At 54.5% G+C, this 12,864-nt stretch carries 11 protein-coding genes and 1 tRNA gene; 8 read left to right on the forward strand and 4 right to left on the reverse strand.

From position 1 onward, the window contains the following. Positions 1-144 precede the first annotated feature (144 nt). Complete coding sequence (locus BLV85_RS07425) at positions 145-1,059, forward strand: fatty acid desaturase family protein (RefSeq protein ID WP_245725127.1); 915 nt, start codon at positions 145-147, stop codon at positions 1,057-1,059. 314 nt (positions 1,060-1,373) lie between these two features. Here BLV85_RS07425 and BLV85_RS07430 read toward each other — a convergent pair. Beyond that, positions 1,374-1,449: transfer RNA gene (locus BLV85_RS07430), tRNA-Asn, on the reverse strand. A gap of 121 nt (positions 1,450-1,570) precedes the next feature. Here BLV85_RS07430 and ggt point away from each other — a divergent pair. From ggt to BLV85_RS07460, 6 genes are all read left to right on the forward strand, one after another. Beyond that, positions 1,571-3,361 (forward strand): gamma-glutamyltransferase, encoded by a 1,791-nt coding sequence (gene ggt, locus BLV85_RS07435; protein ID WP_090413840.1) that lies wholly within the window; start codon positions 1,571-1,573, stop codon positions 3,359-3,361. Between the two features lie 209 nt (positions 3,362-3,570). Next, positions 3,571-3,840, forward strand: coding sequence for an exodeoxyribonuclease VII small subunit (locus tag BLV85_RS07440; protein WP_090413879.1), 270 nt, complete (start codon positions 3,571-3,573; stop codon positions 3,838-3,840). After that, positions 3,830-4,723, forward strand: coding sequence for a polyprenyl synthetase family protein (locus tag BLV85_RS07445; protein WP_090413881.1), 894 nt, complete (start codon positions 3,830-3,832; stop codon positions 4,721-4,723). Before BLV85_RS07440 ends, BLV85_RS07445 begins: the two co-directional genes overlap by 11 nt. A gap of 60 nt (positions 4,724-4,783) precedes the next feature. Further along, entirely contained in the window at positions 4,784-6,628 is a 1,845-nt protein-coding gene (dxs, locus tag BLV85_RS07450) for a 1-deoxy-D-xylulose-5-phosphate synthase (RefSeq protein ID WP_090413841.1), read from the forward strand. A gap of 607 nt (positions 6,629-7,235) precedes the next feature. Then, positions 7,236-8,051, forward strand: coding sequence for a GTP cyclohydrolase FolE2 (gene folE2, locus BLV85_RS07455; RefSeq protein ID WP_090413843.1), 816 nt, complete (start codon positions 7,236-7,238; stop codon positions 8,049-8,051). A 75-nt stretch (positions 8,052-8,126) separates the two neighbouring features. Then, complete coding sequence (locus BLV85_RS07460; protein WP_090413844.1) at positions 8,127-8,348, forward strand: hypothetical protein; 222 nt, start codon at positions 8,127-8,129, stop codon at positions 8,346-8,348. 23 nt (positions 8,349-8,371) lie between these two features. Here BLV85_RS07460 and BLV85_RS07465 read toward each other — a convergent pair whose 3' ends face one another. Continuing rightward, positions 8,372-9,592 (reverse strand): glucose-1-phosphate adenylyltransferase, encoded by a 1,221-nt coding sequence (locus tag BLV85_RS07465; RefSeq protein WP_090413845.1) that lies wholly within the window; start codon positions 9,590-9,592, stop codon positions 8,372-8,374. Between BLV85_RS07465 and BLV85_RS15160 the strand changes: the two genes are divergently transcribed. Beyond that, the gene (locus BLV85_RS15160; RefSeq protein ID WP_176973968.1) at positions 9,587-9,817 is read left to right on the forward strand and encodes a hypothetical protein; all 231 of its coding nucleotides are present in this window, start codon (positions 9,587-9,589) and stop codon (positions 9,815-9,817) included. The two genes, BLV85_RS07465 and BLV85_RS15160, sit on opposite strands and share 6 nt — an antisense overlap. 210 nt (positions 9,818-10,027) lie before the next feature. Here BLV85_RS15160 and BLV85_RS07470 read toward each other — a convergent pair whose 3' ends face one another. Together BLV85_RS07470 and cysG are read right to left on the reverse strand one after the other, a co-directional pair. Then, a complete protein-coding gene (locus BLV85_RS07470; protein WP_090413849.1) occupies positions 10,028-11,077 on the reverse strand; it encodes a class I fructose-bisphosphate aldolase in 1,050 nt (349 codons plus the stop codon). Between the two features lie 382 nt (positions 11,078-11,459). Then, positions 11,460-12,860: a siroheme synthase CysG gene (gene cysG / locus BLV85_RS07475; RefSeq protein WP_090413852.1), complete on the reverse strand. Its 1,401-nt coding sequence runs from the start codon at positions 12,858-12,860 to the stop codon at positions 11,460-11,462. Between the last annotated feature and the right edge of the window lie 4 nt (positions 12,861-12,864).

The following is a 12,864-nucleotide window of genomic DNA, read 5'->3' on the forward strand; positions in this document are numbered from 1 at the left end:
GCCCTGACGGGCAACTCCAAATGTATCGGTAATCTTGCTTTTTTACACAAAAACCCTGTCAAGCACTTTTTGCATTTTTTTCGCTGAATAGTTACTAAATTTTAATAATAATTTTAATTTTATATGAAATCTGGAATCAGTTCTGTGGAATTAAAGCAGCTCTATCAGCATCGTCGGATCCCAAATCTAAAAATCCCTCTTTTCTACGGGATTTGGATTGCGCTAGGAATCATTGCCTGGAATTCAAGCCATTGGGTGTTGACTTGGCTGTGCTATCTAGGAATGGGCTACATACAGATGGGAATCGTGACTTTTATGCACGATTGTACGCACAGTACTTTGTTTAAAGCTCGCTGGAAGAATTGGGCATTCGGAATTTTCGCGATGATACCACTCATTATTTCATTTACTTCCTTCAAGGAAGATCATCTTATTCATCATAGATACAATCGCACCTCGAAAGATCCCGATGCATTCACGATGGGGAAACGCGGTGTAGGCGATTTCATACTCTTCTATGCTTACGCAACCGTTGGTGTGTTCTTGACAGCGATTCAGTTTACATTGATTTTTCCACTAAAGGTCTTGCGTGGGAAGAAAGCGTTGGTCCATTGGGGTGAGATAGCGCTTCACATAGTTGTGATGTGGGCTGTATTTGATTGGGCGGCATCCCAAGGCATTGCAAATCAATTGTTTAGTGTGTGGTTTTGGCCACTTATATTTTTTGGTTTTTTCAACAGCATGCGATTCATCGCTGAACATTATGGCTGTCCTTGGGATGCTGGAACATTGGCAGGCACTCGTACCATCATCAGTAATCCACTGAATTCGTTCTTTTGGAATAACATCAATTATCACACCGGGCATCATGCCTACCCCGGTGTACCTTGGTACAATCTGCAAAAATTACATGCATTGCTGCTTCCTGAACTCGAGCAAGTGGGTGCGCTGATTGATCGTAGCTATTTTGCAATTTTCATTCATGCGCTATGGCACGGTCCCGAGACCGTAGCAACAACAAAATCCCGGAATTCTTCTTCATCCAAAGTCCTTCACTAGAAATATCGATTAGCCTGTAATGTCTTCTTGACCGACACGGGCCGATTCAACAATGCGGTGGGTATCGGAGATCGACACGAATTTCGGTTAGTTGCTAGTGTAAGTCTGAGAAGGCGAAGCGTTTTCGATTATTAACAGCGTAACAATTCTGCGTTGAATGCACGCGCCAGTACAATTGGTTGAAACGCAGCTGCAATAAACAAGAATTGAGTTTGATACTAGAGAGCATGCTGGAATCTGGCTATCGCCCTGAAGCTGGTGCAATCAAGTCCAGCAATTAGACAATCCAGGATATGCAGTGGTGTGAATTTTTGTGGCTCCCCGACCAGGGCTCGAACCTGGGACCTGCGGATTAACAGTCCGTCGCTCTACCGACTGAGCTATCGGGGAATGTGTGGCTATCGCTACAAGGCCCGTATGTTAGACTCTTCAGCTGATTTGGTCAACTTTTCTACGCAAGTCATGCGCTACTTCTGTAAATTCTGTTTTCATACTTAACCGATATCCAGCCATGCAAGGATTGATTCGATTGCTTGTCCGTTTTCGCTATGCCAGTCGGCTGATTGGGATCACGGTGTTTTTCTGCCTGTTTGCCAGTGGCGCGCAGGGTTACGCGGGATACGCTGTCGTCTCGGCCCATCCGCTTGCCACCCAGGCGGGTGAGCGCATCCTGCAACAGGGCGGTAATGCTTTCGATGCGGCGGTGGCCGTGGGTGCAGCGCTGGCGGTGGTCGAGCCCTATGCTTCGGGTTTGGGTGGAGGTGGATTCTGGTTGCTGCACCGTGCCAGCGATCAATTCGAGGTCATGGTGGATGGCCGGGAAACTGCACCGGGCAGGGCGCATGCTGAGATGTATCTGGATCAGGCCGGCAAACCGGACCACCAGGCCGCACTGCAAGGCGCGTTGGCAGCCGCCATTCCAGGCACGCCTGCGGCCTTGGTGCATATCGCGCAGAAATATGGCCGGTTGCCGCTGGCGGCAAGCCTGGCGCCGGCCATACGGCTTGCGCGTGCAGGGTTTGCCATTGATGAGCGGCTGGCCGGGGTGATCGCCAATCAGCGCACCAAACTGGCTGCTGAACCCGACAGTACGCGTGTTTTTCTGCCACGAGGCCAGGTGCCATCACCCGGAGAATGGCTGCGTCAACCGCAGTTGGCGGCAACTTTGACCAAACTCGCCCAGCATGGCAAAGCCGGTTTTTATCGAGGATCTGTCGCGGCGGAATTGGTGCGTGCGGTCGAACAAGGCGGCGGTATCTGGACCGCTGAGGATTTGGCCGCCTATCGCGTGGTTGAGCGTCAACCGGTGTCCTTTGCCTTCCAGGGTGCGCACATTACGACTGCCAGCCTGCCCTCGGCTGGCGGGCTGACGCTGGCGCAGGCACTGAATATACTGGAGCGTTTCCCGCTCGGCAAGCTGAGCGCGGTCGAGCGCGCGCATCTCGTCGTGGAAGCAATGCGCCGGGCCTATGAGGATCGCGCCAAATACTTTGGTGACAGCGATTTCGTCGAAGTCGATGTGCAAAAATTTATCAGCAAGGATTATGCTCGCAAGCGAGCGGCGACTATCGATATGCGCAAGGCAACACCGCCGGTTCCCCAAAGCACCGCGCCTGAACGGGCGGCAGAACTGTGCGGCTGGCCGGCGCTCGCGGCCGAAGTGTTGTACCGATTGTCCTGCTTGGCGGCAGGCACTGTGCAAACCGAGCGCCGGGAAGGCATGAACACCACTCATTATTCGATTCTGGATGGTGAGGGAAACCGGGTTGCTGCCACGTTGAGCATCAATACCTTCTTTGGATCGGGTTTCATGGCCGGGGAGACCGGCGTGATGCTCAACAATGAAATGGACGATTTTGCGATTGCGCCCGATGTGCCCAATGTATATGGATTGCATGGCGGGCGGGCCAACATGATCGCGCCCGGCAAGCGGCCTTTGTCCAGCATGTCGCCAACCTTCGTGACCCATGAGCAGGGCATCCTGATCGCGGGCACACCCGGCGGGTCGCGCATTATCAGCATGCTGTTGTTGTCGATTCTCGATTTCGTCGATCGGGGGCAGACCAATCCGCAAAAGCTGGTCGCCGGTGTCCGCTACCACCATCAGTATCTGCCGGATGAAATCGTGCTCGAGCCCGATGCGTTCGATCCCGCATGGATTCGCGCCCTGGGGGACAAGGGGCATGCAGTCAAGACAGCGGCCCGGCGCTGGGGAAACATGCAGCTGATTTATTTCGATCGTCGCTCCGGCAAGGCGAGTGTGGCCAGCGATCCGCGCGGCAGTGACTATATACGCTATTGATCAGGCAGCGTCCGCCAGCCCGAATACATGGCTTGACGGCCCGGGATGTGTCAGGTGTTTGCCAGTTTGCGCGGGCTGCTGAGGCAGTGGAGGGGTCTATGTGTCTGATGAATCTTCATTTTATGATTGACCGGGCGGGGTAAATTGCGTATTTTTGCGGCTTTGGCGCAAAGCAATCGCTATTTCCCGATGTAATGAGCATGGTTGGCATGAAAAAAAAATCCCCTGATCACGCAGCGGTCGCAGCGGATTCCGCCCGCCCGGCAAGTTTCGAAGCTGCCTCGGCCGAGCTGGAAAATATCGTGGCGGCCATGGAAGCTGGCCAGATGTCGCTGGAAGACTCGCTTTCCGCGTACAAACGCGGGGTGGAATTGTTACAATACTGCCAGGCTACGTTAAAAGATTCGCAACAGCAGATTAAGATACTTGAGGCAGACATGCTGAAAAACTTTTCCACCGTCGAGCATGATGAGCACTGATTTCCAGACTTGGGCGACTGAACGGCTCGCACTGATTGAAACCTGCCTGGAGAGCCACCTGCCCGCACTCAATTGCGCACCGGAGCGCTTGCATGACGCGATGCGCTATGTCGTGCTGGGCGGGGGCAAACGTGTGCGGCCGTTATTGGCATTTGCAGCAGGGGAGCTGAACGGCGCGGACGAAGCACGGGTCACCCTCGCGGGGGCAGCGGTCGAGCTGATTCATGCCTATTCACTGGTGCATGACGATCTGCCATGCATGGATGATGATGTGCTGCGCCGCGGCAAACCGACCTGTCATGTCAAATACGACCAGGCAACCGCCTTGCTGGTCGGTGACAGCCTGCAAAGCCTGGCATTCCAGCTGCTCGCGGAGTCCCGCCTGACCGAAGATCCCTATGAACAATTGGAGATGATCAAACATCTCGCATTTGCGGCAGGGTCGCGCGGGATGGCTGGCGGACAGGCGATCGATCTGGATAGTGTCGGCAAGACATTGAGCCTGCCCGAGCTCGAATTCATGCATATCCACAAGACCGGTGCCTTGATTCGCGCAGCCGTCACCCTGGGTGCCAGCTGTGGCAATCAGCTGGACGATGCGCGGCTCAAACGGCTTGACCATTTCGCCAAGTGTATCGGCCTGGCGTTCCAGGTGGTGGATGATGTGCTGGATGCCGAAGCGACGACTGCGGCGCTGGGTAAGACGGCCGGCAAGGACGCGGAAAACAACAAACCGACCTATGTTAGTATACTGGGTGCAAAACAAGCTCGCGAGCTGGCAGAGGCGCTGCAGCAGGATGCCCACCGGACGCTGGACCAACTCGAATCCTCAGCTTTGCGCTTGAAACAGGTAACCGATTTCATTATACAGCGTAAGTTTTAAGCTTACGCGACCGGCCTTTACACCATCCGATTTTAGCTACAAATTTTTTTCTGACTTTGCATGTATCCATTACTAGACCGCGTCGACACTCCCGCACAGTTGCGCGCACTGAAACGCAGCCAATTGCCGCAATTGGCCAGTGAGCTACGAAAATTTCTGATTGAATCCGTGGCAGCGACCGGTGGGCATTTATCATCCAATCTGGGTACGGTGGAATTGACGATTGCATTGCACTATGTGTTCAATACACCGCATGACCGAATGGTATGGGACGTGGGGCATCAGACCTATGCGCATAAGGTTTTGACCAGCCGGCGCGCCGGCATGGCCCGCTTGCGCATGCAGGGCGGGGTTGCGGGATTTCCGCGGCGGGATGAAAGCGATTATGATTCTTTTGGGACCGCGCATTCGAGTACTTCCATCAGCGCGGCCCTGGGGATGGCGGTCGGCACCCAGATCAGTGGTTTGAAACGCCGTGCCATCGCCATCATCGGTGATGGCGCCATGAGTGCGGGGATGGCGTTCGAGGCCTTGAACAATGCCGGTGTGATGGACGCCAATCTGCTGGTCATCCTGAATGATAATGACATGTCGATTTCGCCGCCGGTGGGTGCGCTCAATAATTATCTGGCCAAGTTGATGTCCGGCCGCTTTTATGCGACTGCGCGACGGGCCGGTGAGAAAATGCTCGGTGTTGTGCCATCAGTGCTGGAACTGGCCAAGCGCGCCGAAGAGCATGTCAAGGGTATGGTGACGCCCGGCACTCTGTTTGAGGAATTCGGATTCAATTATATCGGTCCGATCGATGGCCATGATCTGGACGTGCTGTGCACCACCCTGAACAACATCAAACAGTTGGAAGGTCCGCAATTTCTGCATGTGGTCACGCGCAAGGGGAAGGGCTACAAGCTCGCGGAAGAGGATCCGATCCTGTATCACGGCGTCGGAAAATTCGACCCCGAGCAAGGCATCGTGCCCAAGACCTCATCCAGCAAGCCGGCCTATACCCAGATTTTTGGTGACTGGTTATGCGATATGGCCGCCAGGGATCCGCGTCTGATTGGCATCACACCAGCCATGCGCGAAGGCTCTGGACTTGTCCAGTTTTCCAAGGAATATCCCGATCGCTATTTCGATGTCGGCATCGCGGAGCAACATGCGGTGACATTCGCGGCCGGTATGGCATGCGAAGGCATGAAACCGGTGGTGGCGATTTATTCCACTTTCCTCCAGCGCGCATATGATCAATTGATTCACGATGTCGCGATTCAGAATCTGCCAGTCGTGTTTGCCATCGATCGTGCCGGGTTGGTCGGTGCGGATGGTCCGACTCATGCCGGCAGTTTCGATCTGACTTATCTGCGCTGCATCCCCAACATGACGGTGATGACCCCCGCTGATGAGAATGAGTGCAGACAGATGCTTTATACCGCTTTTCAAATGCGCACCCCGACGGCGGTCCGTTACCCACGTGGCACGGGTCCCGGTGTCGAGGTCGAGCAGGAAATGACGGCCTTGCCGATAGGTAAAGGCGAAATTCGACGCCAGGGCGAAAGGATCGCCCTGCTGGCATTCGGCAGTATGCTGGCACCTTGTCTCGAGGCCGCCGAGGAACTGGAGGCGACTGTTGCAAACATGCGTTTTGTCAAACCGCTGGATGAGAATCTGATCGAGAAGCTGGCTGCCGAGCATGAATTGCTGGTGACGGTCGAGGAAAATACCCTCATGGGTGGCGCGGGTAGTGCGGTGATGGAAGCATTGGTCAGTCGCGGACTTGCCGTCAAAATGTTGCAGCTCGGCTTACCGGATTCCTTTCTTGATCAGGGAGATCCCGCACAAATGCTGGCCGATTGCGGCCTGGATAAGCATGGCATCATCCAGTCGGTGCGGGCGCGGCTGGCTTAGGAGCCGTGAAGGAATAAGTGTTACAGTTATTTATGAGCGACTCCTTAGGGCCCGTTAATAAATAACTTGAGCATACGCCGGTATGCGCAAAAAGCGGCCCCAGCCCGAGGGGTTGTTGCTTATTCGGGCATCTGCGGCGTTGCGAGGCATGCGAAAGGAGACCATTCGGCTTCGCCTCGCGCCTTGCATCATTCCCGAATACGTAATAACAACGTATGCCCAAGTTATTCTTAACGAGCCCTTAGCAGTGTCAGCGCATTGCGGTGATACTGGCCCTGCCCGGCATGGTCAGCATCAATCACCGCCGGTCCGACCTCATGGCCGAAGCAGCTGGACGAGAACCAATCCGCTGGAAAACAATCCTACATAAATTGGAGCCCATACCGGCATGTATCAGAGAGGCGAATAGGGCTGCTTGGTTATTTGTAACAGACGGCTGCAATCATTCCTCGGTTATATCGCTACACCATGTTTTTTCGTGCGCCGTTTACTTGTTTCTGAATGGTTTGCCGCGATGAACATAGCACGTATGCCCAGAATAGTAATATTCAATCCCAACTATTGCTAGAATATCAATTCGAAGGCTAGCTCACTGGAAGGAACCCTCATGAATAAACAGGTCGATTTGCCCATCGCCGATGTGCAAAGCTCGGAAGATACAAGACGGATTGCCATCGATCGGGTCGGAATCAAGGCGATTCGCCATCCCGTGCGGGTGGCGGACAAGGATGACGGCATCCAGCATACCGTGGCGCAGTTCAATATGTATGTCAACCTACCCCATAATTTCAAGGGCACGCATATGTCTCGCTTTGTGGAAATACTGAATGGTTACGAGCGCGAGATTTCGGTCGAATCGTTCGAGAGTATTCTGCGTGCCATGGTTGAGCGTTTGGAATCGGATTCCGGGCATATCGAGATGACCTTTCCTTATTTCGTCAACAAGTCGGCGCCGATTTCGGGTGTCAAAAGCCTGCTCGACTATGAAGTGACTTTTATCGGCGAAATCAGACATGATGGTCAGTATGAATTTACCATGAAGGTAGTCGTGCCGGTGACGAGTCTTTGCCCCTGTTCAAAAAAAATCTCCGACTATGGTGCACATAACCAGCGTTCGCATGTGACCATCGCGGTGCGCACCAACAGTTTTGTCTGGATCGAAGACATTATCAAAATTGCCGAAGAGCAGGCTTCCTGTGAGCTGTATGGCTTGTTGAAGCGCCCGGATGAAAAGCATGTCACCGAAAGGGCCTATGACAATCCCAAATTTGTCGAGGATCTGGTGCGCGATGTTGCTGAAATACTCAACCGGGATGCGCGTATCGATGCCTATGTGGTCGAATCGGAAAACTTTGAATCGATTCATAATCATTCTGCCTATGCCCTGATCGAGCGCGACAAACGCAAACCATTAAAGAACTGATGGATACCTCTAAGAAACTGTTTGGAAATGCTGAACTTGAGTGATCGTACCGTAGTATGACGTATGTGGATACGAATGGTTTTTCCAAACCGTGAGCATCTTGGCAAGCGACTCGGTATCGAAGCCAAGCTGACGTTGCACTGGATTGCTTCGCTGTGCTCGCAAAGACGGCAGAAAACAATGGCCATCTGCAATTTCAACCGCCGTCTTGGCGAGGCCCAATGGGCCGCGGCCATCCAGATGCTTTTCGGCAACAATAACGCTACAGTTGCCACAGCGTTGAGCAATCTGATCTGAGATTGGAATTCCCAAACAGCTTCTTAGTCCAGTCGACTCTTGGGAATCACGACCAGCCCTCCTGGTGACATCATATAGCGCTGGTGGTCCGCTTCCAGATCAAAGCCGATGACGGAATTGGCTTTGATGATGTTGTCCCGATCGACGATCACTCGCCGAAGCCGCGCGCCGCGGCAGATCTTCGCGTGATCCATTATGATGCACTTCTCGAGTTCGATACCGGGTTCGAGCACAACCTCGCGGCGAATAATGCTATCGCGGATGGAGGCGCCGTTGACGATGGAGGCCGCACCGACCTGACTGTTGTCGATGGTGCTGTCAAAGATTGCTGCGGCCGGTCCCTGGTAGCAGCTGGAAAAGATCGGCCACTGCATGTTAAACATGTCGAAGCATGGTTGCAGGCCAAGCAGATCCTGATGGGCCGCGTAATAGGCATCCAAGGTGCCGACATCCCGCCAGTAGCCGGCCTCCTCATAAGACTTGAGACCCGGGATGCGATTGTCGGTGAAATCGTAGGCATACAGGCGATGGCTATCCAGCAGCTGCGGCAGCACGTCATGACCAAAGTCCGTATCGCCGCGTTCATGCGCCGCCTCCAACACCTCTTCCAGCACCAAGGGATTAAACAGGTAGTTGCCCATGGAGGCAAAAGCATGGGCTGGATCCGATGGCATGGGTTTGCCGCGAACTGGTTTTTCCTCAAAGCCTAGAATCCGGTTCGCATGGTCCACTTCCAGGATGCCAAAGTCTGCCGTCTGCCCGACAGGGACCGGCCGGGCAGAGACGGTAATGTCCGCACCGCACTCGCGATGGAAGCGCACCATCTGGCCAACATCCATGCGGTAGATATGGTCTGCCCCGAACACCGCAACCAGATCTGGACGGTGGCTTCGAAGCAGTTCAAGGCTTTGGTATACCGCATCGGCCGTACCTTGGAAGCGCTCCCCGGTGCCACAGTGCTGCGGCGGTACTACCGTGACAAACTGGTCGGGTAGCAGCGGGGAGAGGGTCCAGCTTTTGCGCACATGTTCGATCAGCGACTGGGGCTTGTACTGCACGAGGATGTAGATGGATCGAATACCGGAGTTGACCAGGTTGCTCAGTACAAAATCCACGACGCGGTAACGCACGCCGAACGGCACGGCCGGCTTGCAGCGGTCGCTCGTCAGTGGCCGCAGGCGTGTCCCTTGTCCTCCTGCCATGACGAAGGCCACTATTCTTTCTGGATGCCGTCGTTCTTGCATAAATCTCCTTTTCTCAACCGGGGGGGTGGCTTAATGCCACGGCCACTCTCCACGAGTCCGTTTACCAAACGAGACGACGCAAACAGGCGAGCGGCGCAGCAGGGCCGGTCACTCGTCGGCACGATGCCGTCGGTCATCACCTGGGGATTGAAATGGAGTGTCTCGCATTCAGTCCTCTCCTATGATGTGGCCGAGAGCGCAGGAAAAATAAATGCTTTTTGTTGAATTCAATATACGTGAAGCCGGATACTCAGTCAAACTTGCTGCGGAATGAACAAAGAAGCCATGGATCCTGCCGCAAAAGTGCGGCAGGGCTGGCTAAAAAGGGAGGGTAAAATGCTTTGCCGGTGATTGTGTAGCCGCAAGCATATTTAAAATGACTCAGGGCAGAAGCGGGTAAACGAGCCGTCACGGCCATGCGTAACGCACAAGCTATCAGGCGATCGTGACTTCCTTGGACAAATAAACGTCTTGAATCGCATTCAATAGTTGTATGCCTTCCGCAAGCGGTTTTTGGAAAGCCTTGCGTCCCGAAATCAGTCCCATACCCCCTGCGCGCTTGTTGATCACGGCGGTACGCACCGCTTGTTGCAAATCATCCTTGCCTGATGCGCCACCCGAGTTGATCATGCCGACACGTCCCATATAGCAGTTCGCGACCTGATAACGCACCAGATCGATCGGATGATGGGTTGTCAGCTCGCTGTAGACCTTGGCGCTGGTTTTACCAAATTTGAGATCAGTATAACCACCATTGTTTTCCGCCATTTTTTGCTTGACGATATCGGCCTCGATCGTCACCGCCAGATGATTGGCCTGCCCGGTCAGGTCGGCGCTGACATGGTAGTCCTTGTCCTTGGTTTTGAAGGCGCTGTTGCGCGTATAGGCCCATAATATGGTGACCATGCCCAAATCATGCGCGTGCGCGAAGGCTTCGGAAATTTCCTGTATTTGACGGCGCGATTGCTCGGAGCCATAAAATACCGTTGCACCGACCGCGCAGGCGCCCATATCGAATGCCTGATCCACGCTGGCAAACAATGTCTGGTCGAAGCTGTTCGGATAGGTCAGCAATTCATTATGGTTGAGTTTGAGTATGAAAGGTATCTTGTGGGCGTAGCGGCGAGCGACCATGCCCAGCACACCGAGTGTCGAAGCTACGCCATTGCATCCACCCTCGATAGCGAGCCGTACAATGTTTTCCGGATCGAAAAACATCGGATTGGGTGCGAAAGAAGCGCCCGCGGAATGCTCGACACCCTGATCGACCGGCAGCAGCGAAAGATAGCCGGTTTTTGCCAGGCGGCCATGATTGTAGAGCGCCTGCAGATTTCTCAATACACCCGGTTTGCGGTCATTGAGCGCAACGACTCGATCCACAAAGTCTGGTCCTGGTGTATGCAGGCTTTCCTTGGGGATACCCTGGCAGACATGACCAAGAAGACTTTCTGCTTCATTGCCGAGTAAACCAATGATGTTTGTCATGAGGGCCTCCGCTGAATGACAAAAAAAATACTTGCTGATATGAGGAAATAGGCTTGTGGCCCATTCCCAGCCTGATTACTACATCATAACTTATCGCAGGTTTTGCGGCACATCCACGCATCTTGCGCTTGACCAGGATGCGCGTCAAGCTTCATCGTTCAAGGCGGGGAAGGATGCCCCTGTAGGGGGCGTTTGTGCACATCAAACGCTGTTGCCCATTACCGACAAGCCTGCTACAGGCAAGACATGGCGAATCTATACTGGATGGCTTTGCTGTACCCGCCCATGCTGATTTTGACGGCTGCCAGCCATTTCTTGCGTCACAATCCCATCCTGGCCGGGTCCAAGCCGGCCTGTAGCCTGGCAGATGCCTGGGCGCGGTTTAGCTGGGCGTGTCGGTCCCGGGATGAAACCAGGCGAGTTTTTGGTGCAGCGTGACCACTTCTCCGATGATAATCAGCGTGGGTGGTTTCAGTTGTGTGGCGGCGGCGTTTGCGGGCAAGGTCGAGAGTGTGCCGGTCAGGACACGCTGATTCGGTGTCGTACCTTGCTGGACAATCGCTGCCGGCATGGTGGCAGGCAAACCGTGAGCGATGAGCTGCCGGCATAATTCTTCCAGTCCCAGCAACCCCATATAAACGACGATAGTTTGGTTTGGGCGCGCTAGTGCGGCCCAATCCAGATCGATGCTGTGGTCCTTGAGGTGGCCAGTCACAAAAATGCAGGATTGCGCGTAATCACGGTGCGTCAGCGGAATACCGGCATAGCAAGCAACGCCTGAAGCGGCGGTAATGCCCGGCACGACCTGGAACGGGATGCGGTATTGCGACAGTGTTTCGATTTCCTCGCCGCCGCGCCCAAAAATGAACGGGTCGCCCCCTTTCAGGCGGAGCACGCGCTTGCCTTCCAGCGCCAGTTTTACCAATAACGCATTGATCGATGCTTGCGGCATGGTGTGCTGATTGCGGGCTTTTCCGGCATAAATGCGGGCCGCGTCGCGTCTGACCATGTCGAGAATGGCGGGTGCGACCAAGCGGTCGTAGACGACTACATCGGCCTGCTGCATCAGGCGCATGGCACGGAAGGCCAATAAATCAGGATCGCCCGGACCGGCCCCCACCAGATAAACCTCGCCACTTGGTGGCGAGTCGTGTTCCTGGGTTAGGGCGGCAAGGAGATAGCGCTCTGCTGCCTGCTCCTTGCCGGAAAAGACCATTTCCGCAAAGGGCCCCTGCAGCATTCTTTCCCAGAACAGGCGCCGCCGTTCGGAATGGGTGAAGTGTTGTTTGACCTGTTCGCGAAACCGGGCGGCGTAGTCCGCCAGTTTGCCATAGGCCGCCGGGACCAGGGTTTCCAGGCGTGCACGCAACATTCTCGCCAATACCGGCGAAGCGCCGCCGCTGGAAATGGCCACGAGAATTGGTGAGCGGTCCAGGATGGAGGGCATGATGAATGTGCACAAAGCCGGATTGTCAACTACGTTGACAGGAATGCCGGCTTGTCTGGCCGCAAGGGAAACCGCCTGATTGGTAGAGTGATCATCGGTGGCGGCAATCGCCAGTGCCATGCCATGCAAATGGTCGGGATCAAAGGTGGCAGGAATATGTACGATCCCGCCGGTCTTTGACAGCCGAGACAATTCATCGTTAAGCGCTGGTGCAACCAGGTTGATGCACGCACCGGCCTTGAGCAGCAAGGCAGTCTTGCGGGCGGCCACACCCCCTCCGCCAACGATCAGACAATTCCGCTGCTTCAGATCGAGAAATATTGGCAAATAGTCCATGGAT

The organism is Nitrosomonas halophila (assembly GCF_900107165.1).
GTDB lineage: Bacteria > Pseudomonadota > Gammaproteobacteria > Burkholderiales > Nitrosomonadaceae > Nitrosomonas > Nitrosomonas halophila.